25 protein-coding genes are annotated in these 21,427 nt (G+C 60.7%); 15 read left to right on the forward strand and 10 right to left on the reverse strand.

What is annotated here, in order from left to right:
* Positions 1 to 29 precede the first annotated feature (29 nt).
* Positions 30 to 587: a YceI family protein gene (locus ACIOWE_RS08025; RefSeq protein ID WP_401389549.1), complete on the forward strand. Its 558-nt coding sequence runs from the start codon at positions 30 to 32 to the stop codon at positions 585 to 587.
* 15 nt (positions 588 to 602) lie between these two features.
* Here the strand turns inward: ACIOWE_RS08025 and ACIOWE_RS08030 are convergent, their stop codons facing one another.
* Together ACIOWE_RS08030 and ACIOWE_RS08035 are read right to left on the reverse strand one after the other, a co-directional pair.
* Positions 603 to 815: a YXWGXW repeat-containing protein gene (locus ACIOWE_RS08030; RefSeq protein ID WP_103306739.1), complete on the reverse strand. Its 213-nt coding sequence runs from the start codon at positions 813 to 815 to the stop codon at positions 603 to 605.
* 42 nt (positions 816 to 857) lie between these two features.
* Entirely contained in the window at positions 858 to 1,181 is a 324-nt protein-coding gene (locus ACIOWE_RS08035; protein WP_103306738.1) for a YXWGXW repeat-containing protein, read from the reverse strand.
* 218 nt (positions 1,182 to 1,399) lie between these two features.
* Between ACIOWE_RS08035 and ACIOWE_RS08040 the strand changes: the two genes are divergently transcribed.
* Positions 1,400 to 2,086 carry a GNAT family N-acetyltransferase gene (locus tag ACIOWE_RS08040; protein WP_401389554.1) on the forward strand — a complete coding sequence of 229 codons (687 nt, stop codon included), beginning with the start codon at positions 1,400 to 1,402 and terminating at the stop codon, positions 2,084 to 2,086.
* A gap of 205 nt (positions 2,087 to 2,291) precedes the next feature.
* Here the strand turns inward: ACIOWE_RS08040 and ACIOWE_RS08045 are convergent, their stop codons facing one another.
* Complete coding sequence (locus tag ACIOWE_RS08045) at positions 2,292 to 2,930, reverse strand: TetR/AcrR family transcriptional regulator (protein ID WP_401389557.1); 639 nt, start codon at positions 2,928 to 2,930, stop codon at positions 2,292 to 2,294.
* Positions 2,931 to 3,015: 85 nt separating this feature from the next.
* On the opposite strand from ACIOWE_RS08045, the gene ACIOWE_RS08050 reads away from it, so the two are divergent.
* A complete protein-coding gene (locus ACIOWE_RS08050; RefSeq protein ID WP_401389560.1) occupies positions 3,016 to 3,603 on the forward strand; it encodes an NAD(P)H-dependent oxidoreductase in 588 nt (195 codons plus the stop codon).
* 19 nt (positions 3,604 to 3,622) lie between these two features.
* Here ACIOWE_RS08050 and ACIOWE_RS08055 read toward each other — a convergent pair whose 3' ends face one another.
* Positions 3,623 to 4,741, reverse strand: a complete 1,119-nt coding sequence (locus tag ACIOWE_RS08055) for a P1 family peptidase (protein WP_401389563.1) — start codon at positions 4,739 to 4,741, stop codon at positions 3,623 to 3,625.
* A 170-nt stretch (positions 4,742 to 4,911) separates the two neighbouring features.
* Positions 4,912 to 6,015, reverse strand: a complete 1,104-nt coding sequence (locus ACIOWE_RS08060; RefSeq protein ID WP_401389566.1) for a polyamine ABC transporter substrate-binding protein — start codon at positions 6,013 to 6,015, stop codon at positions 4,912 to 4,914.
* A 110-nt stretch (positions 6,016 to 6,125) separates the two neighbouring features.
* Here ACIOWE_RS08060 and ACIOWE_RS08065 point away from each other — a divergent pair, with 110 nt between their 5' ends.
* On the forward strand, positions 6,126 to 6,899 hold the full coding sequence (locus ACIOWE_RS08065) for a LuxR C-terminal-related transcriptional regulator (protein ID WP_401389569.1): 774 nt from the start codon (positions 6,126 to 6,128) through the stop codon (positions 6,897 to 6,899).
* 130 nt (positions 6,900 to 7,029) lie between these two features.
* Here the strand turns inward: ACIOWE_RS08065 and ACIOWE_RS08070 are convergent, their stop codons facing one another.
* Positions 7,030 to 7,971 carry a class I SAM-dependent methyltransferase gene (locus ACIOWE_RS08070; protein ID WP_401389572.1) on the reverse strand — a complete coding sequence of 314 codons (942 nt, stop codon included), beginning with the start codon at positions 7,969 to 7,971 and terminating at the stop codon, positions 7,030 to 7,032.
* A gap of 199 nt (positions 7,972 to 8,170) precedes the next feature.
* Here ACIOWE_RS08070 and ACIOWE_RS08075 point away from each other — a divergent pair, with 199 nt between their 5' ends.
* The gene (locus tag ACIOWE_RS08075) at positions 8,171 to 8,584 is read left to right on the forward strand and encodes a response regulator (protein ID WP_401389575.1); all 414 of its coding nucleotides are present in this window, start codon (positions 8,171 to 8,173) and stop codon (positions 8,582 to 8,584) included.
* A 56-nt stretch (positions 8,585 to 8,640) separates the two neighbouring features.
* Positions 8,641 to 9,306, forward strand: coding sequence for an HAD-IA family hydrolase (locus tag ACIOWE_RS08080; RefSeq protein ID WP_401389578.1), 666 nt, complete (start codon positions 8,641 to 8,643; stop codon positions 9,304 to 9,306).
* A 125-nt stretch (positions 9,307 to 9,431) separates the two neighbouring features.
* Here the strand turns inward: ACIOWE_RS08080 and ACIOWE_RS08085 are convergent, their stop codons facing one another.
* Both ACIOWE_RS08085 and ACIOWE_RS08090 read right to left on the reverse strand, forming a co-directional pair.
* The gene (locus tag ACIOWE_RS08085) at positions 9,432 to 10,091 is read right to left on the reverse strand and encodes a methyltransferase family protein (protein WP_401389581.1); all 660 of its coding nucleotides are present in this window, start codon (positions 10,089 to 10,091) and stop codon (positions 9,432 to 9,434) included.
* Positions 10,092 to 10,190: 99 nt separating this feature from the next.
* Positions 10,191 to 11,132: a LysR substrate-binding domain-containing protein gene (locus ACIOWE_RS08090; RefSeq protein ID WP_401389584.1), complete on the reverse strand. Its 942-nt coding sequence runs from the start codon at positions 11,130 to 11,132 to the stop codon at positions 10,191 to 10,193.
* 112 nt (positions 11,133 to 11,244) lie between these two features.
* Between ACIOWE_RS08090 and ACIOWE_RS08095 the strand changes: the two genes are divergently transcribed.
* The 3 genes from ACIOWE_RS08095 to ACIOWE_RS08105 are packed head-to-tail and all read left to right on the forward strand — an operon-like array spanning position 11,245 to position 13,492.
* Positions 11,245 to 12,267, forward strand: a complete 1,023-nt coding sequence (locus ACIOWE_RS08095; protein ID WP_201237728.1) for an aldo/keto reductase — start codon at positions 11,245 to 11,247, stop codon at positions 12,265 to 12,267.
* On the forward strand, positions 12,264 to 13,061 hold the full coding sequence (locus tag ACIOWE_RS08100; RefSeq protein WP_401389588.1) for an SDR family NAD(P)-dependent oxidoreductase: 798 nt from the start codon (positions 12,264 to 12,266) through the stop codon (positions 13,059 to 13,061). Before ACIOWE_RS08095 ends, ACIOWE_RS08100 begins: the two co-directional genes overlap by 4 nt.
* 20 nt (positions 13,062 to 13,081) lie before the next feature.
* Complete coding sequence (locus tag ACIOWE_RS08105; protein WP_401389591.1) at positions 13,082 to 13,492, forward strand: SRPBCC family protein; 411 nt, start codon at positions 13,082 to 13,084, stop codon at positions 13,490 to 13,492.
* 133 nt (positions 13,493 to 13,625) lie between these two features.
* On the opposite strand, the gene ACIOWE_RS08110 is transcribed toward ACIOWE_RS08105, so the two are convergent.
* Positions 13,626 to 15,020, reverse strand: coding sequence for a sensor histidine kinase (locus ACIOWE_RS08110; protein WP_401389594.1), 1,395 nt, complete (start codon positions 15,018 to 15,020; stop codon positions 13,626 to 13,628).
* A complete protein-coding gene (locus tag ACIOWE_RS08115) occupies positions 14,998 to 15,681 on the reverse strand; it encodes a response regulator transcription factor (protein WP_042559723.1) in 684 nt (227 codons plus the stop codon). The genes ACIOWE_RS08110 and ACIOWE_RS08115 overlap by 23 nt, the downstream gene beginning before the upstream one ends.
* Positions 15,682 to 15,845: 164 nt before the next feature.
* On the opposite strand from ACIOWE_RS08115, the gene ACIOWE_RS08120 reads away from it, so the two are divergent.
* The 6 genes from ACIOWE_RS08120 to hcnC all read left to right on the forward strand — a co-directional run bounded on the left by ACIOWE_RS08120 (position 15,846) and on the right by hcnC (position 21,295).
* Positions 15,846 to 16,181, forward strand: a complete 336-nt coding sequence (locus ACIOWE_RS08120; protein ID WP_401389597.1) for a hypothetical protein — start codon at positions 15,846 to 15,848, stop codon at positions 16,179 to 16,181.
* Positions 16,182 to 16,373: 192 nt separating this feature from the next.
* Positions 16,374 to 17,315, forward strand: a complete 942-nt coding sequence (locus ACIOWE_RS08125; protein WP_201237732.1) for a hypothetical protein — start codon at positions 16,374 to 16,376, stop codon at positions 17,313 to 17,315.
* Between the two features lie 217 nt (positions 17,316 to 17,532).
* Positions 17,533 to 18,081 (forward strand): hypothetical protein, encoded by a 549-nt coding sequence (locus ACIOWE_RS08130; protein WP_401389600.1) that lies wholly within the window; start codon positions 17,533 to 17,535, stop codon positions 18,079 to 18,081.
* A gap of 241 nt (positions 18,082 to 18,322) precedes the next feature.
* A complete protein-coding gene (locus ACIOWE_RS08135; protein ID WP_103307239.1) occupies positions 18,323 to 18,637 on the forward strand; it encodes a (2Fe-2S)-binding protein in 315 nt (104 codons plus the stop codon).
* Complete coding sequence (hcnB, locus tag ACIOWE_RS08140; RefSeq protein WP_401389603.1) at positions 18,634 to 20,043, forward strand: cyanide-forming glycine dehydrogenase subunit HcnB; 1,410 nt, start codon at positions 18,634 to 18,636, stop codon at positions 20,041 to 20,043. Before ACIOWE_RS08135 ends, hcnB begins: the two co-directional genes overlap by 4 nt.
* On the forward strand, positions 20,036 to 21,295 hold the full coding sequence (gene hcnC / locus ACIOWE_RS08145) for a cyanide-forming glycine dehydrogenase subunit HcnC (RefSeq protein ID WP_401389606.1): 1,260 nt from the start codon (positions 20,036 to 20,038) through the stop codon (positions 21,293 to 21,295). The genes hcnB and hcnC overlap by 8 nt, the downstream gene beginning before the upstream one ends.
* Positions 21,296 to 21,427: the final 132 nt, after the last annotated feature.

The following is a 21,427-nucleotide window of genomic DNA, read 5'->3' on the forward strand; positions in this document are numbered from 1 at the left end:
TCGACGGCAAGCGCTGCCCGGAGAATCCCATGTCGATCCGATTGCTGCTGGCTGCCGCGTTTTGCCTGTGCGCCATGCCTTTCGCACAGGCTGTCGAATACACCCGGGTCAACACCACCGCCAGTCAGATCAGTTTCACCTACAACCAGATGGGCTCGCGGATGTATGGCACCTTCGGCAAGTTCGAGGCGACGCTGGACTTCAACACCGACAACCTCGACAACGCCCATACCACGTTGCGCATCGATCTCACCAGCATCGACGCGGGCAGCGCCGACGCCAATACCGAACTGGTGAAACCCGCATGGTTCGACACGGCGAAATATCCCGTCGCGGTATTCGAGTCGAGCCATTTCACTCGGGTGCGCGAAAACCATTATCTGATCGCCGGCCAGCTCACGCTCAAAGGCATTGCCCGCGAAGTTCAGGTGCCGGTGGAATTGAAGCCGGACAACGCCATCGGGATTTTCGACGGTGAGTTGGTGCTCAAGCGTGACGAGTTCGGCCTGGGCGCAGGGGAGTGGGCAGACACCGTGGTGTCGAAAGATATCAACATCAAGTTCAAGGTGGTGGCGCCACAGCAGTGACGCCCCACGCTCGGATCAATAGGCGCGCCAGTGCCCCGGCACCCAGCGCCATTGATTACCGCCCCAGCGGTAGTGACCGGCGACCCAGTGATAACCTGGCGCCGGCATCACCGGCACTACTTCAACCGGTGGCGGCGGGCGGTGCGGGCGGGCCGGTGCGACGACGCAACCGCTCAGGGTGATGGCCACCAGTGTGGCCGCGAGCAGCGATTTAACCGTTTTCGACATGGTGATGTTCCCGGTAAGTGACGTTTGCAGGCGAGCGTGTGATCAACGCACCCAGTGCCCTTCAACCCAGAACCAGTTCGGCCCGCGTGCCTGCCAGTGCCCCGGTTTCCAGCGGGCGCCGTGTCTCACCGGCTGCCAGTGGCCGGGCATCCATACGTAGCCACGACCTTCCCAGCGCCAATGGCCCTGATCCCAGACATATCCGGGACGCGGCCCCGGCATCACTTCCATGCGCATCGGCGGTGGTGCTTGCTGGACGATCACCACTTGTTGCGCAAACACTGGCGCGCTGGCTAGCGCCGCCAGCGTCAACGGCACCAGCAGCAAGGTTTTTCGCCATTTGGACAGCGAACGCAAAACGCTCATGACAACTCCTCAAGGCCTGCGTTGGAAAATCAACGCAGCTGAAGAATTGGACGCTGAAACGGCGAAAGATCCTGTTGGCGGCGGATGAAATTTTTGTCAGGAATTCGGCCTGCGTTTTCGCGGGCGACAAACAGCCGTCGGCTGTTCAGTCAGCACAATGCAGCCTGATCCGGCCTACAAGGTATGATGTCGCGGTTTTCCGCCGGAGTTCACCCGTCATGCCCCGCATCACCCATTACAAAACCCCATGCCCTGAGGGCGTCAACAGCCAGATTCTGCAAATGGTCGTCGACTACCTGACCGATATCAGTGCGGTGGGGCTCGGCCCGAGCAACCTGTTGTACAACGTCTATCAGTACGCGGTGGGCTATGAGGTGCATCTGTATCTGGAAGCGCTGAAAGGCGAGAAGGGTACCGAGGTGGAGTTGCTGGTCGCCACCGACGAGGAAGACCCGGAGCAGGTTATCGGTTTCCTCTTGTATCTACCGGTGCAGGGCGATTGGGAAGCCTGCAGCGTTGCCTACATGGCAGTGCGCGAAGGGCATCGGCGTCAGGGCGTGGCGCGCGCGATGATTGGCGAAATGCTGGGGCATTACCCGCACACCGAACTGGCTTGCACGGTCGGCAAAGTCCCGTATTTCGAGGCACTGGGGTTTGAGGTGATCGGCCAGCGTGAAACCCAGGTGCTGATGAGCACGCGGCATCACCGCAGCAATGGCTTGCGGGGATTTATCGACACTACGCCGATCTACCGTTCGCTGGAGGTGCAGCAGATTCATACCTATCTGCTGCAGAAGAACGGCAAGCGCGCCATGCTCGACGCCGAGAAACAGCGTGATCGGCATCTCGATCAGACCACCCGTCATACCGGAGAGTTTGTCCGTCAACGGCTCACCGTTCACTGATCCCCCAAAGCCCTTGTCGCCGAATTGCGCAGACAAAAAAAGAGCCTCAAAGCTCTTTGATGGGGAGGAAGTAGAGCCCGTGAGGCTCAAGAGGGGCATGAATCAAGGCGCGGGCTTGATTGGGGTTCAGAGCACCCGCGCCTACGCGGGGCTTGATGAGCAAAGCCGCCGCGCCACTCCATCCTAGGAGTGTGCCGGGGTGGCCTCAAGTACCGCCAGTCGCGCGGGCGGCGGCTCTTTCTACCATCGCCATGATGGTTTCATACAGCTCTTCACTGGCCTGATCAGCGCTGATTTCGTCGTTGGCTGCGGCGTGGGACAAGGCTTCCGCAGCGCCGAGCATCGCACGCAAAGCCGCTTGAGTGATCTGCCCGCCATTGGCATAGGGCGCCAGATCTTTGCGGCATTTTTCGAGGAAGATCGCCTCGTACTCTCGCTTGATCTTCTCCAGTTCCGGTGTACTAGCCAGCGCGGCGATGACGCCGGGAATCTCGTTGCCTTGCAGCAACACACAATCGACGTACGCCTTGGCGATCACTGACGCGGTGCTGATCAACGTCGGCTCGCAATTGGCGATGGCGGCGTCCATGACCAGTGTCTGTCGCGCATCGAAATCCCGGTACAGCGCCGCCAGCAATCCGGCGCGGGTGACAAAGTGGTCGTAAACCACCGGTTTGGTCACGCCAGCCTTTTCTGCCAGATAGCCGAGGGTCAGGGCGTCAGTGCCTTCGGCGCGAATGATCTGCCAGGCGATGTCGAGCAACTGGCGCAATCGATCTTCACGCGACAGGCGTTTGCGCGGTTGGGCGGGGGAATTCTGTTCGGACATTTCAGTGGTTGACATCGCTATATACCAAACGTAACTTACTGTTCGTAACCTACCAAGAGTATATAAGCCTTGTCAGGCAATCACCAACAGGAGATTTCCCATGCACACGTTGATTGTTGTCGCGCATCACGATCCTCGCTCATTGACTCATGGCGTGGCCGCGCAGATCGCCGAAGGTCTGACGCAGGCCGATCCGGACAATACCTTTGAGATCGCCGACCTTTACGCCGAAGGGTTCGAACCGCGTTTCGGCGCCGCCGATTTTGCCGTGCATCACCGCGAGGCACAGCCGCCCGCAGATGTGCTGGCGGAGCAGGCCCGTATTGATCGCGCCGACATACTGGTGCTGGTGTATCCGGTGTACTGGTGGTCGATGCCGGCGCTGCTCAAAGGCTGGATCGACCGGGTCTTCAGCAACGGCTGGGCGTTCGATTTCGGCGGCGACCTCAAGCATGTGAAGCTGCTGCAGCGCATGCGCGTGCACCTGGTCCAGCTCGCCGGGGCGGATGCGCGAACCTACGAGCGCCATGGCTATGGCGCGGCGATGAAGGCGCAGATCGAACACGGGATTTTCGATTACAGCGGGGCGAAGGTGCTGAGTTCGACGTTGCTGCCGGAGTCGGAGTTGCGTGATCCCGCACAGCAACTGAGTGTCGCCCGCGAACTCGGCACCCAAATGGCCAGGTAACCTCGTGTAGGAGCGCGTGTTAGCGCGAGCCTGGCCAGCCGGCCTTGGCGAGGGCGGCGAGCAGGGTGTCGGCGTCCAGTCCCGGCACCGAATGACCATTGCCTGCGGTGCTGTCGCTGGCGAGCAAGGCATTGATGATCGCTTCTTCAACCGCCTCGGTGGCGGCCAGAAACAGCTCGCTGATGTGGTCGTTGTTGACCATGCGCAAGCCATCACAGGTCGGCGCGCCCTTGCCCTCATAGGCCGCTGGCGGCACATGATCGTTACCGGTGGCGAAGGCGATGAAGATGTCGCCGCTGTGGTCTTCGTTACCGCCGCCGGTTCGCGCCAGACCGAGGCTGGCGCGCTGCGCCAGACGCGTGCATTGATGCGGCAACAGCGGCGCGTCGGTAGCCAGGCAGACCACGATCGAGCCCATGCCCGGGTGCGGCAGCGAGGCGCGCAGAAACGGTGAATCCTTCTGTTCCATGTAACGCCCGACCGGGTAGCCGTCGACCCGCAACTCACTGCGAATGCCGTGGTTGGCCTGCACGATCGCGCCCACGGTCCAGCCACCTTGTGCGCTGCTCAATTGGCGCGATGCGGTGCCGATGCCACCCTTGAACTCATGACAGATCATGCCGCTGCCACCGCCGACGGCGCCTTCCTCCACCGGGCCGTCGACAGCGTTGTGCAGGGCTTGGGCGACATGCTCGGGCCGGACGTGGAAGCCGTTGATGTCGTTGAGCAATCCGTCGAAAGTTTCCAGCACCACTGGCATGTTCCAGTAGAGGCGGCCGTCGTCGGGTTGCTGCTGGCGATCCAGTGCAATCAGCGCATCACGCACCACGCCGAGGCTGTGGGTATTGGTGAAGGCAATCGGACTGGTCAGCAGTCCGGCCTCACGAATCCACTCAAGTCCGGTGGCATCGCCGTTGCCGTTGAGCACATGCACACCGGCGAAGCACGGTTGTTGGTTGGTCGAACCCTGGCGCGGTTCGATCAGGGTGACGCCGGTGCAGATGTCACGGCCGGCACTGCTCTGGCCACGCACGTTGCTGTGGCCGACCCGGACGCCGGGCACGTCGGTGATGGCGTTGAGCGGGCCGGTCGGCAGTTGGCCGATGCGGATGTTCAGATCTCGGGCGCGAGGTTTCATGGATTGTTATCTCTCTTAGGCAGAAACAAGGAAGGCAGGTTGATCACAAAACCTGTGGGAGCCGGGCTTGCCCGCGATGGCGTCCATTCAGCCAATACATTCGTTGCCTGACACACCGTCATCGCGGGCAAGCCCGCTCCCACAAGTCTTGTGGTGTCTTTTAGGGAGGTTTACTGGCCGTTTTTGACTTTGCTCCACACCCGCGTACGCACGCGCTCGGTGGCTTTGGGCAACGGTTCAAGGGTGTACAACGTTGCCATCGCTGCGGCGGATGGATAAACCGCCGGGTTGTCCCGGGTCGCCTCAGCCACCAGCGGCGTGGCCGCACGATTGCCGTTCGGATACGACAGATGATCACTGACCGGCGCGATCACCTCGGGGCGCAACAGGTAATCAATGAACGCCAGGCCTTGAGTCCGATTCGGCGCATCCTTGAGCAGCACCAGCGTGTCGAACCACACCGGTGCACCTTCCTTCGGCAGGCTGTAGGCGATCTTCACGCCATTGTTGGCCTGCTCGGCATTGGTCTTGGCTTCAAGCATCGCCCCTGACCAGCCGACCGCCACGCAAATGTTGCCGTTGGACAGATCACTGATGAATTTCGAGGAATTGAAATAGGCAATGTGCGGGCGCAGTTTCAGCAGCAGCGCTTCGGCTTTTTTATAGTCTTCGGGATCGGTGCTGTTCGGTGGCAGCCCCAGATAATGCAGGGCAACCGGGAGCATCTCCGAGGGCGAATCCAGCATCGCCACGCCGCACTGGCCGAGCTTGGCGAGGTTCTTTTCGTCGAACACCAGATCCCAGGAATCCACCGGTGCCTTGTCGCCCAATGCGGCGCGCACCTTGTCAACGTTGTAGCCGATGCCGTTGGTGCCCCACAGGTAAGGCACGGCGTATTGATTGCCGGGATCGTTATTGGCCAGTTTGCTCAGCAGATCGTTGTCGAGGTTCTTCCAGCCCGGCAGTTGATCGCGCGGCAGCGGGGCGAGGGCGCCCGCCTTGATCAGCGTTGGCAGGCTGTAGTTGCTCGCCACCACCACGTCGTAACCGCTGCGGCTGGTCATCAGTTTGCCTTCAAGCACTTCGGCACTGTCGAAGGTGTCGTACACCGGTTGAATACCACTGTCGCGCTGGAAATCGTGCAGCGTGTTCGGGCCGATGTAGTCGTACCAGTTGTAGACGTGCACGCTCGGTGCATCGGCGGCGCTGGCGGCAGAAACCACGCCCAGACAGGCGAGCAGGCCCAAGTTGATATAGCCACGATGACCACGCATGATGCGGCACTCCTGGCCTGTGCAGGCCGGTGATGAACAGGAGTGGTCAGCCTATCGGGCCGATCTCGCCTGACCCATTCCCATCATGGGTTACTCAAAAGGGGTAGTGCGTGGACGCGTTGTTGCAGGAATTGCCAATGCATCAAAGCTTGGCGCGAGTGTTTTCCGTTGTCGGGCAGGACGGTTTCTGGCGCGCACTGGTGGACACCTTGCGACTGCTGGTGCCGCTGGATAACGCGCTGGTCGCGTTGCTGAAGCCCGGCCAGGCGCCGCAATTGTTGATCGATTTCGACAGCAAGGGCCGCGCCGACGAACAGGAAGAACTGGCGGATTACACCGCGGGGATGTACCTGCTCGACCCGTTTTATCAAGCCGCCTCGAACGGCATCAACGACGGCTTGCACAGCCTGGCCTCGGTGGCACCGGACCAGTTCCTGCACAGCGAGTACTACCAGAGTTACTTTCGTTCGGTGGTGGGGGAGGACGAGCTGCAATTCATGATCAACCTCGAAGGCGGCGTGCTCGGGTTGTCACTGGGCCGATCGACGACGTTCGAATTGGCCGAGCAGGGGCGACTGTTGTGTGTACGCGATTGGGTGCTGGCGGCGATGCGTCGGCATGTGCAGTTGTTGCCGCCGCAAGGTCCGGTCGCTGAAGTGGTGGCCGGCGATCTGGCGACATTGCTTGATCGCTTCGATGCGCGGCTGACGGTGCGCGAGGTCGACACGGCGCGGCTGATTCTGCAAGGGTTTTCCAGCAAGGCGATGGCCCAGCAAATGGGGATTTCGCCGGAGACCGTGAAAGTCCATCGGCGCAATCTCTATCACAAGCTCAATGTGAATGGGCATGGCGAGTTGTTTGCGCTGGTGCTGCGGCCTCACTAAAGATCATCGGTCGTGCACATAAACCTGTGGGAGCGAGCCCGCTCGCGAATACGGTAGATCAGGCAACATCACTGGCGACTGACAGACCGCTTTCGCGAGCAGGCTCGCTCCCACAATGGGGTTTGTAATGTCAGGTGGTGCGTTGAAAAACCAGGGCCTTGAGGCCGCTTTCCGGATCGATGTCGGGAAATTCTGGCGGGTTTTCCAGGCGCTGATCAAAGCGCAACCCCGGCGCTTCCTGCGTCACGCCATCGATCAGGAAGTCCGAGCCGAACGCCGGATCATTCATGCACGCCAGCACCACGCCGTCAGCCGTCAGCAGTTCCGGCAACCGCCGCAGCACGCGCTGGTAGTCCTTGGTCAGCAGGAAGCTGCCTTTCTGGAACGACGGCGGATCGATGATCACCAGGTCATACGGGCCGCTGTTGATCACCTTGCCCCAGGATTTGAACAGGTCGTGGCCGAGGAAGCTGACTTTGCTCAGGTCATGCCCGTTCAGCCGATGGTTATCGCGGCCACGGCTCAAGGCCGCGCGGGACATGTCGAGGTTGACCACATGACTGGCACCGCCTTCGATGGCGGCCACGGAAAAGCCGCAGGTGTAGGCGAACAGGTTCAATACACGCTTGCCCGCTGCTTGCTCGCGCACCCAGTTGCGCCCGTAACGCATGTCGAGAAACAGCCCGGCGTTCTGCTTGCGACCCAGGTCCACCCGATACTGCAAGCCGCCCTCGACGATGGTCATTTCGTCGATCTCGGCACCGACCAGCCATTCGGCGGTGCTTTGCGGCAGATAGCGATGCTGGATCAACAGCGTATGCGCGCCGCACTGCTGCCACTCGGCCGAAGCGCTGATGTTCAGCAACAAATGCTTGAGGTCTTCAAGCTGGTCAGGCGCCGGTTCCTTGAACAGCGACACCAGCACCACGCCTTGCAGCCAATCCACGGTCAATTGCTCCAGCCCCGGCCAGCAACGCCCGCGCCCGTGGAACAGACGACGGGTTTCGCTCGGTGCCGCCGCGAGTGCGGGCAGCAAATGGGCGTGGAGGGTGGCGAGGGCTTCAGGGTTCATCGGTCACGATCGGCAAGCAAAAGGGCCGGCATTTTAACCACAAATGCACCCGTGCGAACGTCTGTCGCGATCGGGTAAATACGTCGTTTGTGAAAAGACCTGTATCAAAAATGAATTTCTGCAAAGTCCGCTGCTCATACCAGATAAGCAGCGGATTCAAGCCGCTAAATCGTTAATGCAAATCAGGGAGTGCAGTTTCATGTGCCCAACACCGACGGCGGACACGCACCTTCCTGACGGGTTGATTCTGGTGGTTGAGGATGATCCGTTGATTCTGGAGTTTCTCTGCGAAATTCTTCAGGAGGAAGGTTTCAAGGTCGAGCCGCAAACCAGCGCTGACGCTGCATCGATCTATCTTGAGCATCATGCGCAGCAAGTCGCGTTGCTGCTGACCGATATCACCATGCCCGGCACCCTCAATGGCGCCGATCTGGCCAATCTGGTCGGTGATCGCTGGCCGGAAAAACCGGTAATGGTGATGTCGGGCTATGAAACGCCGGAGACGTCCGGGGTCAAGTACCCGGTGGCGTTTATCAAAAAGCCCTGGGCCATCGGCCAGTTGCTCGATTGCGTCGACAGCGCGTTCAAGTCCAAGGCACCGCGTTTGCACTGACAAGTGCTACATTGCCGGGCACATTTGCCCGGCCCCTTGCCAGAGGAAGCGACTCTTTGTCTGCTCACGATTGTGTTTTCGACCGCGCGTTCGGCGCGTTTCTGTTCGACATGGACGGCACCGTCCTCAACTCCATCGCCGCCGCCGAGCGCATCTGGTCAGCCTGGGCCGTGCGTCACGGGGTAGACGTCGATTCGTTCTTGCCGACCATTCATGGTGCGCGCGCCATCGATACCATCAATCGCCTGAACCTGCCGGGTGTGGGCGCCGAGGCGCAAGCCGCGTTTATCACCGAGGCGGAAATCGGTGATGTGGAAGGCATCGTCGAGATTCCTGGCGCGGCGGCGTTTCTCAACAGTTTGCCCGCCGAGCGCTGGGCCATGGTCACTTCGGCACCGCGCGATCTGGCCTTGCGCCGGATGGCTGCAGCGGGGATTCCGACACCGGCGGTGATGATCACGGCCGAGGATGTGAAGGCCGGCAAACCTGATCCGGCCGGTTACCTGCTTGCCGCCAAGCGCTTGGGACTTGAACCCCGCGATTGCCTGATCTTCGAAGACGCCACCGTCGGCATTCAAGCCGCCGAAGCCGCCGGCGCCGCGCTGATGATCATCACCGCAACGCACCAGCACCCGCTGCAAACGTCCCATGCGACATTGGCCAGCTACGCTGAGGTCAGCGTCCACATCGACAACGGCCAACTGCAGCTATGTAAGAACTGATACAACACCGCCCCTGTGGGAGCTGGCTTGCCAGCGATGGCAGTGTGTCAGTCACCCGAGATACCGGCTGTGCTGGCCTCATCGCTGGCAAGCCAGCTCCCACAGGTTTATCGGTGATCCTGGGGTTAGTAGACACCGGGAAGCAAGCGCCAACTCCGCGCGCAATAGGCGTCGTATTCGGCGCCAAACTGGCCGCGCAGCAAGGCTTCTTCGGAATGGATACGGGCGATCAGCGGGATCAATGTCAGCGCCGCCAGCAGCAAGCCAACCACCGACCGAAACGCCAGCGCCCAGCCCACGGCATTGACCACCAGCCCCAGATAACTCGGATTACGCAGGTGCTGATAGATACCGTCAGTGACCAGTCGATGCCCTGGTTGAATCGCCACCAACCCGCTGAAACGCCGCCCCAGCACAAACACCGGCCACAAGCGCAACGCCCCGCCGACGATAAACAGCAACGCGCCGAGCCAGCGCACCCCCTCGCCGCCAAACGTCCAGACATTCACCCGATCGCAATACGCCGGCAGGAAACCACTGACCAGTCCAATCACGCCGAACGCCGGAATCACCCAGCGATTGGCGCGATCTTCGCGTTCGCCGGAGCTCAGGTTGACCTCGGTAAACAACGACGCCACCACCATGGCCACCGTCGCGAGCGCGACCAGCACCAGTGAACCGTGGGAGAAGAAAATCGCCACGCCGCCGATACCCCACACCGCCAACCCGAGGTAGGCGAGGGTGGCGAGTATCGCGACGACGGTCATTTGCACAGACATTTTCATGGTCAGCTCATCGCACAGGCTGTTCCTTGCAGTGTAGTGCGTGACCGACGATCAGGTGCCGGCCCTTGTGGGTGGGGGCTTGCTCCCGAATGCGGCGGCTCAGTCGACGGTGATGCTGGATATAGCAATGCCTTCGCGGGCAAGCCCGCTGCCGCGGGGGACGGGGTCGGTGAGGACTTTTCTGAAGGTTTCGACCAGCGGCCGCAAATTGATCCGGTGCCAGGCTGCCCACAATGGCGTGGTAAACGTCAGCCATGGCACCTCGCGCAAGACCACGCCCGGTGGCGCGTTATGACTCAGGCCTTTCTGGATCATCGCAATGCCCAATCCTGACGCCACCAGACCGAGCGCAGTAAACGGCTCGGTCGCCTGCATCCGCACATCCGGAGTGAACCCTGCGCGGATGCAGGCGCTGACGAACTCGTCGCTGGCATCCTGCCGGGGCTGCACGCCGATCCATTCCTGATCGGCCAGATCCTGCGGGCTCAGCGATGTCGCGTGGGCCAACGGATGCTGCTCGGGTAACGCCAGCAACATCGGATCGTCCAGCACTTGAAAGCCGAGCAGGTCCGGATCGTCATCGGTCGGCGGCTCGCTCACCAAAGCGATATCGAGACTACGCTGTCGCAGGCCTTCCAGTTGTTCGGCGGAACTGAGGTTGTACAGCGCGACATGCACATTGGGTCGATCCACCCGCAATACGCGCAAGGCATTGGGCAGCACGCCGGCGTGCATGGCGTTTTCGATATAGCCGATGCACAACCCGCCTTCCTCACCCCGACCCAAGCGCTTGCCCAGGGATTCGAGGCGATTGGCATGAGTCAGCAAGGCGCGGGTTTCAGCGAGGAACGTCTGGCCATCTCGGGTCAGACGAATACGTTGCTGGCTGCGTTCGAAGAGCGTCAAGCCGAGGCGTTCCTCAAGTTGGGCGATCTGCCGGCTCAGCGGCGACTGGGAAATATGCAGGCGTTCGGCTGCACGGCCGACGTGCTCTTCTTCGGCGACGGCGACGAAGTAGCGCAATTGGCGGATGTCGATCATGTCAGACCTCTGGGGACTCAAGTACTGCACATTATGTCTTGGACGGTCTAGGCGTCGCAATCTAGGATTTGCTCAACGGTCACGCAGACCATGAACGAATGAGGACAATCCAATGAGCTTGAAAGACAAACTGCCCGGTCAACTGGGTTTCGGCACCGCGCCACTGGGCAACATGTTCCGCGCCATTCCCGAAGACGAAGCGCAGGCCACCGTGCATGCCGCGTGGGATGCCGGCGTGCGTTATTTCGACACCGCGCCGTTCTACGGCTCCGGCCTGTCGGAGATCCGCCTCGGTGAAGCGCTGAAACAATACAACCGCGACGACTATGTACTGAGCAGCAAAGTCGGCCGGGTGATTCTCGACGAAGTCGAAGACGCGGCGGCCCGCGACCTCGGCGAAAAGAGCGGGGTGTTCGAACATGGCCGCCCGAACAAGATCGTCAACGACTACAGCGCCGACGCGACCCTGCGTTCCATCGAAGACAGCCTCAAGCGCTTGCAAACCGATCGCCTCGACATTGTCTGGGTGCACGACATCGCTCAGGACTTCTACGGCGATCAATGGCTGGAGTACTTCAATCAGGCACGCACTGGCGCGTTCAAAGTGCTGACGCGTCTGCGCGAAGAAGGCGTGATCAAGGGCTGGGGCCTAGGTGTCAACAAAGTCGAACCGTGCGAACTGACGCTGGATCTCACCGAAGCTCAGCCGGATGGCTTCCTGCTCGCCGGTCGCTACACATTGCTCGACCACGAACGTCCGTTGCAGCGCTTGATGGAATCGGCGCGGGCGCAAAATGTCGAAATCGTTGTCGGTGGCCCGTACAGCTCGGGGATTCTGGCCGGTGGTGCGCACTTCGAATACCAGAAGGCCAGCCCTGAAGTCATCGCCAAAGTCGGGCAGATCCAGCGTATCGCCGCTACTTTTAACGTCGATGTAAAAGCCGCCGCACTGCAATTCTCACTGGCCAACCCAGCGGTCGCCGCCGTGATCCCCGGCGCGAGCAAACCGGGACGCATCGCTGAAGACGTCGCTGCGCTGTCGGCAACCATTCCAGCCGGTTTCTGGCAGGCCATGCGTGACGCAAAACTGGTCTCCGAACGCGCACCATTACCTATCGATGAGGTGAAAGCATGAAGATTGATCTGAGTGGAAAACTGGCCATCGTCAGCGGCAGCACTGCCGGTATCGGTCTGGGCATCAGCCAGTCGCTGGCCGAGTCCGGCGCCACGGTGGTGGTGATTGGTCGCGACACGGCCAAGGTCGAGCAGGCACTGGCGAGCATTCGCGAGAAAGTGCCGGGCGCACAATTGCGCGGTCTGACCGCCGATCTCGGCACCGCCGAAGGTGCGCAGAAGCTGTTCGCCGCCGAGCCGAAAGCCGACATCCTGGTGAACAACCTCGGCATCTATAACAACGTGGATTTTTTCGAAGCACCCGACGAGGAGTGGACGCGCTTCTATGAAGTCAACGTGATCTCCGGCGTGCGCTTGTCTCGGCATTACGTGCCGGGAATGGTCGAGCAGGGTTGGGGACGGGTGATCTTCCTGTCTTCGGAATCCGGCGTGGCAACTCCGGCCGACATGATCAACTATGGCGTGACCAAAAGCGCCAATCTGGCGGTGTCTCACGGTCTGGCCAAACGCCTGGCGGGCACCGGCGTCACGGTCAATTCGGTCCTGCCGGGGCCGACCTACACCGACGGTGTCGAGGCGATGCTCAAGGACGCCGCCGCCGAGTCTGGCCGCAGCCTGCGCGACGAGGCAGACGCTTTTGTGCGCCGCGCCCGGCCGACCTCGATCATCCAGCGCGTCGCGGATGTCGAAGAGGTTGCGCATCTGGTGACCTACATTGCTTCGCCGCTGTCCTCGGCCACCACCGGCGCCGCTTTGCGCGTCGATGGCGGCGTGGTCGACAGCCTGACCATTTGAGTATTTGAAGAGAGAATTTTATGGCAACTGCATCCGCAACAATCGACATCCCGGCCTCGGCCGATCAGGTCTGGCAATTGATCGGCGGCTTCAACACGCTGCCGGACTGGCTACCGTTCATTCCCAACAGCGAGCTGAGCGACGGCGGCCGCGTACGTACTTTGCAAACTGCCGATGGCGGCGTGGTGATCGAGCGTCTGCAAGCGTTCGACAACGCAGCAAAGAGCTACAGCTACTCGATTGAACAGGCTCCGTTCCCGGCCACTGATTATCTGGCGACGATCAAGGTTGAAGCTAAGGGGCAGGGCGCACGGGTGACCTGGTCGGGACGTTTCACGGCCAAAGGCGTGAGCGATGAGGAAGTGGTGGCGTTGTTCAACGGCATCTACCAGGGCGGCCTCGAAGCGCTGCGCGCCAATTACCCGACTTAATCATCCAACACAAAAACCTGTGGGAGCGAGCCTGCTCGCGAAGAGGGAATGTCAGGCAACATCTTTGTTGAATGACACACCGCTTTCGCGAGCAGGCTCGCTCCCACATTGATTGCATTCCAAGGTGGGGGGATCAGGTGTTAGAGATCAAACGCTGCTGACAATCCAGCACCAGTTTCGCCCCACCCAGGTCACTGCTGCCCACCTCAAGATTGAAGCCGTGCAGGCTGACAATCGCCGCGACAATCGACAAGCCCAGTCCAAACCCGCCGTGCGGCTGTCCGCCCTCGGCCCGATAGAAACGCTGAAACACGGCTTCACGCTCGGACTCGGGAATGCCCGGCCCGGAGTCATGCACTTCAATACGCGTATGACCACCGGCATTCACCCCGCGCAAGATCACCGTGCCCCCGGCCGGGGTGAACTTGATCGAATTGCTCAGCAGATTCGCCAGTGCTTCAAACAGCAAGGCCCGATCGCCATTGAGCGGCGGCAATGTCTCTGGCATGTTCAGCTCGAAACGCAACTCGCCTTCCTCGGCCAGCGGCAGGTAAAACTCGTGCAGTTCCTGTAGCAACAACACCGGATCCAGCTCGACAAACCCCGAGCGGCGCTGGCGATCTTCCAACTCTGAAATCCGCAACAACCCGCGAAACCGCGCCATCAGCGTATCCGCCTCGGCCAGCACCAGATCCAGTTGCGCCGCCTCTTGCGAGCCTTCGCCCGCCTGCTGCTGCATGCGATACAACTGCGCGCGCAGGCGGGTCAGCGGTGTGCGCAAGTCATGGGCGATGTTGTCGCACACGCCTTTGACTTCATTCATCAAACGCTCGATGCGCTCCAGCATGGCGTTGACGATGGCGGCGAGCATGTCCAGTTCATCGCGGCGATTGGACAGCGGCAATCGGTGGGTCAGGTCGCCGGCGACAATCGACTGCGCGCTGGCCTGAATCGCGCGGATGCGCCGCAACGGCCGCCGTCGCAGCAAATGCCAACCGGCGATCCCCGGCAGAATCGTCAGTGATACCCCCCAGAACAGCGCATGCAAAATGATCCGTGTCACCGCGAACAGGGAACCGTTGTCACGCAGCAACACCAGCCAGCGACCGTCGCGGGTCTGCGTGGCGACGGCGTCGCAGCTGTCATTGGGCAAGGTCGGGTCATCGGAGTTGGCGCAGTCGGCGAGCATGTGAATCTTGCCGTCCAGCGGCAGGCCATCGGGGATCTGCTGGAGCGCGCCGCCGAGGTAAACGCCCTCGGCATCGAACAGGCCATAGGCGTCGATCCCGCGAATGTCGAAGGTCATGCTGGCGGCGAGGGCTTCTTCCAGTTGCTCGCCCCGAAAGTGCGAAAACAGATGCTGACGTTGCATCAGCGAATGCTTGGCGAGGTTATCGAGGTAGCCGGAGACCTCGTAATACATGACCCCCATGAGGATCGCGCTCCAGGCCACAAACAACGAACTGTACAGCGCCAGCAAACGGCTGCTGGAGGAACGCCAACCGTCAGACGGGTTCGGCAATGACATAACCCGAGCCTCGTACCGTGCGAATCAGCGGCACGTTGCCCGCCGCGTCGATCTTCTTGCGCAGGCGCCCGATGTGCACGTCGATCAGGTTAGTACCAGGGTCGAAGTGATAGCCCCAGACCTCTTCGAAAATCATCATCCGCGAGAGGATCTGGCCGCTGTTGCGCATGAGGAATTCCAGCAGCTTGTACTCGGTCGGCAGCAGCGTCAGCACCTGCTCGGCGCGGCGTGCTTCATGGCTGATCAAGTCCAGTTGCAGATCGGCTACCTGCAATGTAGTGGCCTGGGTGGCGCCGCTGTTCTGCCGGCGCAGCAACACTTCAACGCGCGCGGCCATCTCGTCGGTGGCGAAGGGTTTGGTCAGGTAATCATCGCCGCCGGCGCGCAAGCCGCGTACGCGCTCGTCAACATCGGAAAGGGCGCTGATCATCAGGATCGGCGTGGCCACGCCCATGGTGCGCAGGGTGGTGACGATGGCCAGACCGTCCAGCTCCGGCAGCATGCGGTCGAGGGTGATCAGGTCGTAATTGCCGCTCACGGCGCGGTCGAGGCCTTCGCGGCCATTGTCGACCCAATCCACGTCGAGGCCGTGGCTGCTCAGTTCGGCGACGATTTCCCGGGCGGTCACGGCGTCGTCTTCGATGGTCAAAATACGCGTCATAGGGCTGGCCTTGATCGGTTCAAACGGAATGGCAGCATTTTGCCAAGAAATTTCCGTGACGCTTTAAATTAACTTTCATGTTGTAGCTGGCATTTACAGGACTTGGAAACAAATTCGTCCAACATTGATATCATCTGGCCATAATTTCAATCAGGAGCGGTTCCGTGCGTAGCTTGATTCGCCGTGGCTGGATGCCAATCACCGTTTTATTGCTGGCGCTGCTGAGCACGTCGACCTTCGCTGCGAACACGCCCTGTTCCGGCAAAAAGGGCGGTATTGCTCGCTGCGATGGCGATCTGTTTCTGTGCAATGACGGCTCCATCAGTGGCTCGAAGAAAAGCTGCGCAGCGATGTTTGGCGAGCCTCAGCAGACCCGTCCACAAAACTTCCTGCAGAGTAACGATGGCTGCGCCTGTGGCACAGGTTCTTTTTGCACCGGGCCTCGTGGCGGTGTGTATTGCCTGACGCCCAGCGGCAACAAGAGCTACAAACGCAAATAACGCGCCGGTTCGCCAATGCATAAAACCCGCTGCAAATTGCCACTTGTTGCAATTTGCAATGTCCTAGGAAGTTCATATTTTCTAAGTGATTGAAAAATAACGATTTATTTAATGTTCGCGAATGGCACGGTCACTGCAATTCATCTTTCGACGAGTTGTAACACCATTTTTCATGCCTGGAGCACTACAACAATGAATAGATCCTCTGATGGGTTTTATCCTGCCTACGAAGGAGAGTCGAGCAACGTCTCAGGCGTGTCCTGGGGCGCGATCTTCGCCGGTGCCGCGGCTGCTGCGGCGCTGTCGATGATTCTGGTGCTACTCGGCTTCGGTCTGGGTTTTTCTGCCGTTTCGCCATGGGCCGGGGAGGGCGTCAGCGCCAAGGGCTTGGGCATTTCGACGATTGTCTGGCTGGCGGCGACGCAGATCATCGCTTCCGGGCTGGGTGGCTACATCGCCGGTCGCCTGCGGGTGAAGTGGGCGAACATGCACGGGGATGAAGTGTATTTCCGTGATACCGCCCATGGTTTCCTCGCCTGGTGTGTAGCGACTCTGGTTACCGCGATTCTGGTGGTCGGTTCGGTCAGCAGCGTCATCAGCGGTGGCGTCCAGGCCGGTGCCAGTGTTGCCGGCGGTGCAGCGAGCGCTGTGACCCAAATGGCCGGTTCCGCAGCGGCGAACACCGACAGCAACCAATACGGTTACTTCATCGACAGCCTGTTCCGCGATGACCGCCCGGCGTCCGTCAGCGATGACGCGGCCCATGGTGCAGTGGCGCGAATCTTCGCTCAGAGCCTGGCCAACGGTCAGCTCAGCGCGGAAGACCGTACCTATCTCGCACAACTGGTTGCGCAACGTACCAACCTGAGCCAGGCCGATGCCGAACGTCGTGTCGACGAGGTGTATGCCCGTACTCAGAAAGCCATTGCCGACGCCAAGCTGAAAGCCCAACAAGCGGCTGACACCGCTGCGAAAGTCGCTGCCTGGACCTCGCTGTGGATGTTCATTGCGCTGTTGGCCGGTGCGTTCTTCGCCAGCCTCGCAGCCACCTTCGGCGGTCGTCGTCGCGATGCGGTCGAATATGTCGAAGTCGAAACGTACGCCACTTCCACCACACTGCCTCCAGTCCGTTAAACAGGGAGAATCACCATGCGCTCATTACTGCTGTTTTTCCTCGGCGTGCCGATCCCGATCATCATCCTGATCGCCCTGTTCGTGCACTGATTGCTCTATTGAGGCCTATGCCTCGGCCGCTTCCACCTTCGGGTGGAAGCGGCTTTTTGCTTTCTGCCGGACCAGCGGCGAGAATTGCCAGCGGAAGTGGATTGGCCGCTTTCGCTGTTATTTAAGGATGAACACGTTGGACAAGAAGGAAATCAAGCGGCAACTGGTGGAAATGCTCGACGCCGGCCGTTCAAAGACCGAAACCTTCAAGGCCCTCTCGGGTGGCAAGGTCAAGGACCGAGTGTTGGCTGCCTGGATCGGCGGCCGTGCTGATCCCGCGCTTAGAGAACGTCACTCCGTCAAGGTCACGATCCTCGTGGTGTTGACCTGCATTCAGGCATTGATCGGCGCATTTGCCGGGTTCTTTCTGTTTTACGAAGTCAGTGTGGGCATGGCCCTGACCATCATGCTGATCGCGGGAGGCATTCCGTTGCTGTTTGCGTGGGGCTTCTACAAGAACGTCGCCGCGGTTTACACGGTCTACGTGATCCTCACCATCAGTCAGTTGTCGCGCATGTTCAAGGGTTTCGACGAGGATCCAGTGTCGACGCTGATCGGCGTTGGCATCACCCTGGCAATCGTCGGCTACGCCGCCTGGCTAAAAACGCTGTTGTTCCCGGACCTCGGATTCATCGGCGCGAAAAAGGTCAAGGGTCAGTTTGTGTTCTCCAACTGATCGTTGAACAATCCGACCGTTTCACTGGCCTGGATCAATATTCCTGTTGGCGATTTCGCCTAACTTAAATGATCCAGGCCTTTGCTGAGACATGAACTACATTGTTCTCGCGCGCACCGCGTTGCGCTGATGGAGTACCCCGCGAGCCCGCCCGATCGAAGAATTATCCGGGCCGCAAGGTGTAGTGCAGCAAGGAGCTGACGCAACTCTCCCCTGAACCTTTTCACGGATGAACACCGCAATGCACTGCCTAGAAAGAACCTTCGATATCCAGCCCTTGGCGCAGGCGGATATGACTGTCCATATCAACGGTCAACCGGTCACGGCCGCCATCGGCGAAACCGTACTGAGCGTTATTCAATCTCTCGGCGTACGCCAGATCGCCCGCAACGATCATGACCAGATCAGCGGCGCTTACTGCGGCATGGGCGTGTGCCAGTGCTGTCTGGTGAAAATCAATGGCCGGCACAAACGCCGCGCCTGCCAGACCGTGGTGCGCGATGGCATGCACATCGAAACCCAAGTCAACCGCATAGCCGGGCAGGAGGTCGTATGAGCCTGCAACCGGTAATCGTCGGCGGTGGTCCGGCGGGCATGGCAGCGGCCATCGAACTGGCTCGCCACGGCGTGCGCTGCACCTTGCTGGAAGAGGCTTCGCGCCTCGGTGGGGTGGTCTATCGCGGCCCGCTGCGTGACGGCGTGCAGCTGGATTATCTCGGCCCACGCTATTCCGAAGCGCTGGGCAAACTGCACGGAGAATTCCAGGAGCAATCAGGCCTGATCGACGTGCACCTCAATCATCGCGTGGTCGGCGCCGAAGGCACCCGTGCCCTGGTGGTGCTGGACGGCGACGAGCAACTGCACGAGTACGAATATTCGCAACTGCTGCTGTCCGCCGGTTGCCACGAACGCAGTGTGCCGTTTCCCGGCTGGACGCTGCCCGGAGTGATCCTGCTCGGCGGTCTGCAATTGCAAATCAAGAGTGGCGTGGTCAAGCCGCAAGGGCCGGTGATCATCGCCGGCACCGGGCCGCTGCTGCCGCTGGTGGCGACGCAACTGCATGCATCCGGCGTCAAGGTTGCGGGCGTGTATGAGGCCTGCGCGTTCGGCAAGATTGCCCGCGAAAGCCTGGCACTGCTGAACAAGCCGCAATTGTTCCTCGATGGCTTGAGCATGCTCGCCTACCTGAAACTGCACGGCATCCCGATGAACTACGGCTGGGGCGTGGTCGAGGCGCATGGTGAGGGTGAGCTGAAAAGCGTCAGCGTCGCCCCGTATTCCGACACCTGGGAACCGGACATGACCCGCGTCGAGCGTTTCGAAGCGAAGACTCTGGCCGTCGGTTACGGCTTCATTCCGCGCACCCAACTCAGTCAGCAAATGGGCCTCGATCACGGTTTCAGCGACGACGGCTATCTGCGCGCCAACTCGAATATCTGGCAGCAAAGCAACGAGCCTCATGTGCATCTGGCCGGTGACATGGGCGGGATTCGCGGCGGTGAGGCAGCGATGCTGGCCGGCAGGATCGCCGCGACTTCGATCCTGCTGCAACGCGGTGTGCTGGAAGAAGAACTGGCCCGGGTTCGCCGCGACCGTTATCTGGGCAAACTGAAAGCCATCGTGCGTTTCCGTGCGGCGGTGGATCGCTACACCGAACGCGGCGTTGGCCAAACGGCGCTGCCTGCTGCCGACACAGTGATTTGCCGCTGCGAACACGCGACCCGCGCCGACATCGACCGGGCGCTGGAGCAGGGTGTGCAAGACATCGCCAGCCTGAAAATGCGTACCCGCGTGAGCATGGGCGATTGTCAGGGGCGGATGTGCGTCGGCTATTGCAGCGACCGTCTGCGCCAGGCGACCGGGCGCAAGGATGTCGGTTGGCTGCGCCCGCGTTTCCCGATCGATCCGATCCCTTTTTCTGCGTTTCAGTCCATCGGCACGGAGGCCGCTTCCCATGAGTAAGTTCTACGACGTGGTCATCGCCGGCGGTGGCGTGATCGGGGCGTCCTGCGCCTATCAATTGTCCAAACGCAAAAACCTCAAGGTCGCGCTGATCGACGCCAAGCGCCCGGGCAATGCGACCCGTGCATCGGCCGGCGGTCTGTGGGCGATCGGCGAGTCGGTCGGCCTCGGCTGCGGGGTGATTTTCTTCCGCATGATGTCCGCCAACCGCAAGCGCGAAACCCAGGGCGCGGCGGTCGCGGTGGACGCCAGCACGCCGCACATCCTGCCGGAGTCATTCTTCGATTTCGCCTTGCAGTCCAATGCGCTGTACCCAGAGCTGCACCGTGAGTTGAAAGACAACCACGGCATGGATTTCAAGTTCGAAAAGACCGGGCTGAAATTCGTGATTTATGACGACGAGGACCGGCTCTACGCCGAGCACATCGTCAGCTGCATTCCGCATCTGGCCGATCAGGTGCGCTGGCTCGATCAGGCCGCGCTGCGCGAGTCGGAACCGAGCGTCAGCCATGAAGCCCGTGGGGCGCTGGAGTTTCTCTGCGACCACCAGGTCAGCCCGTTCCGCCTCGCCGACGCCTATGCCGAAGGTGCGCGGCAGAATGGCGTCGACTTCTTCGTCAACACCAATGTGACCGGCGTGTTGCATCACGGCTCGCGGGTGACGGGCGTGCAGACGGCCGAGGAGGGCGTGTTCCATTGCAAGACACTGATCAACGCCAGCGGTGCCTGGGCGGCGGATCTGAGCGAGTGGGCCACGGGCATTCGCATTCCGGTGAAACCGGTCAAAGGCCAGATTCTGCTGACCGAGCGCATGCCGAAAATCCTCAACGGCTGCCTGACCACCAGCGATTGCTACGTCGCGCAAAAGGATAACGGCGAGATCCTGATCGGCAGCACCACCGAAGACAAAGGCTTCGACGTCACCACCACCTACCCGGAAATCGCCGGGCTGGTGCAGGGCGCGGTGCGCTGTCTGCCGGAGCTTGCGCACGTCAACCTGAAACGCACCTGGGCCGGCCTGCGCCCGGGCTCGCCGGACGAGTTGCCGATTCTTGGGCCGATGCGTGGCGTGGAGGGGTATTTGAATGCGTGCGGGCACTTCCGTACCGGCATTCTGACTTCGGCGATTACCGGTGTGCTGTTGGACAAACTGGTCAACGACGAACCGCTGCCGCTGGATATCACGCCGTTCCTCGCCGACCGTTTCGAGAAAGCCCCGGTCAAGCAATCACTCGAACTGGAGATGGCCTGACACAACCCCCTGTAGGAGTGAGCCTGCTCGCGATTGCAATCCGTCAGTAACGAATAGGCTGACCGACACACCGCCATCGCGAGCAGGCTCACTCCTACAGGTTTTGCGGCGCTGGCAGATTTTATGAGCGCC

This window comes from Pseudomonas sp. NPDC087598 (assembly GCF_044743525.1).
In the GTDB taxonomy this organism is placed as follows: Bacteria; Pseudomonadota; Gammaproteobacteria; order Pseudomonadales; family Pseudomonadaceae; genus Aquipseudomonas.

What these genes read in the sequence shown, in the direction of transcription:
- ACIOWE_RS08025 (WP_401389549.1), top strand. Translation starts at nt 30, where the DNA reads ATGTCGATCCGATTGCTGCTGGCTGCCGCGTTTTGCCTGTGCGCCATG.
- ACIOWE_RS08030 (WP_103306739.1), bottom strand. Translation starts at nt 815, where the DNA reads ATGTCGAAAACGGTTAAATCGCTGCTCGCGGCCACACTGGTGGCCATC.
- ACIOWE_RS08035 (WP_103306738.1), bottom strand. Translation starts at nt 1,181, where the DNA reads ATGAGCGTTTTGCGTTCGCTGTCCAAATGGCGAAAAACCTTGCTGCTG.
- ACIOWE_RS08040 (WP_401389554.1), top strand. Translation starts at nt 1,400, where the DNA reads ATGCCCCGCATCACCCATTACAAAACCCCATGCCCTGAGGGCGTCAAC.
- ACIOWE_RS08045 (WP_401389557.1), bottom strand. Translation starts at nt 2,930, where the DNA reads ATGTCAACCACTGAAATGTCCGAACAGAATTCCCCCGCCCAACCGCGC.
- ACIOWE_RS08050 (WP_401389560.1), top strand. Translation starts at nt 3,016, where the DNA reads ATGCACACGTTGATTGTTGTCGCGCATCACGATCCTCGCTCATTGACT.
- ACIOWE_RS08055 (WP_401389563.1), bottom strand. Translation starts at nt 4,741, where the DNA reads ATGAAACCTCGCGCCCGAGATCTGAACATCCGCATCGGCCAACTGCCG.
- ACIOWE_RS08060 (WP_401389566.1), bottom strand. Translation starts at nt 6,015, where the DNA reads ATGCGTGGTCATCGTGGCTATATCAACTTGGGCCTGCTCGCCTGTCTG.
- ACIOWE_RS08070 (WP_401389572.1), bottom strand. Translation starts at nt 7,971, where the DNA reads ATGAACCCTGAAGCCCTCGCCACCCTCCACGCCCATTTGCTGCCCGCA.
- ACIOWE_RS08075 (WP_401389575.1), top strand. Translation starts at nt 8,171, where the DNA reads ATGTGCCCAACACCGACGGCGGACACGCACCTTCCTGACGGGTTGATT.
- ACIOWE_RS08085 (WP_401389581.1), bottom strand. Translation starts at nt 10,091, where the DNA reads ATGAAAATGTCTGTGCAAATGACCGTCGTCGCGATACTCGCCACCCTC.
- ACIOWE_RS08090 (WP_401389584.1), bottom strand. Translation starts at nt 11,132, where the DNA reads ATGATCGACATCCGCCAATTGCGCTACTTCGTCGCCGTCGCCGAAGAA.
- ACIOWE_RS08095 (WP_201237728.1), top strand. Translation starts at nt 11,245, where the DNA reads ATGAGCTTGAAAGACAAACTGCCCGGTCAACTGGGTTTCGGCACCGCG.
- ACIOWE_RS08100 (WP_401389588.1), top strand. Translation starts at nt 12,264, where the DNA reads ATGAAGATTGATCTGAGTGGAAAACTGGCCATCGTCAGCGGCAGCACT.
- ACIOWE_RS08105 (WP_401389591.1), top strand. Translation starts at nt 13,082, where the DNA reads ATGGCAACTGCATCCGCAACAATCGACATCCCGGCCTCGGCCGATCAG.
- ACIOWE_RS08110 (WP_401389594.1), bottom strand. Translation starts at nt 15,020, where the DNA reads ATGTCATTGCCGAACCCGTCTGACGGTTGGCGTTCCTCCAGCAGCCGT.
- ACIOWE_RS08115 (WP_042559723.1), bottom strand. Translation starts at nt 15,681, where the DNA reads ATGACGCGTATTTTGACCATCGAAGACGACGCCGTGACCGCCCGGGAA.
- ACIOWE_RS08125 (WP_201237732.1), top strand. Translation starts at nt 16,374, where the DNA reads ATGAATAGATCCTCTGATGGGTTTTATCCTGCCTACGAAGGAGAGTCG.
- ACIOWE_RS08130 (WP_401389600.1), top strand. Translation starts at nt 17,533, where the DNA reads ATGAACACGTTGGACAAGAAGGAAATCAAGCGGCAACTGGTGGAAATG.
- ACIOWE_RS08135 (WP_103307239.1), top strand. Translation starts at nt 18,323, where the DNA reads ATGCACTGCCTAGAAAGAACCTTCGATATCCAGCCCTTGGCGCAGGCG.
- hcnB (WP_401389603.1), top strand. Translation starts at nt 18,634, where the DNA reads ATGAGCCTGCAACCGGTAATCGTCGGCGGTGGTCCGGCGGGCATGGCA.
- hcnC (WP_401389606.1), top strand. Translation starts at nt 20,036, where the DNA reads ATGAGTAAGTTCTACGACGTGGTCATCGCCGGCGGTGGCGTGATCGGG.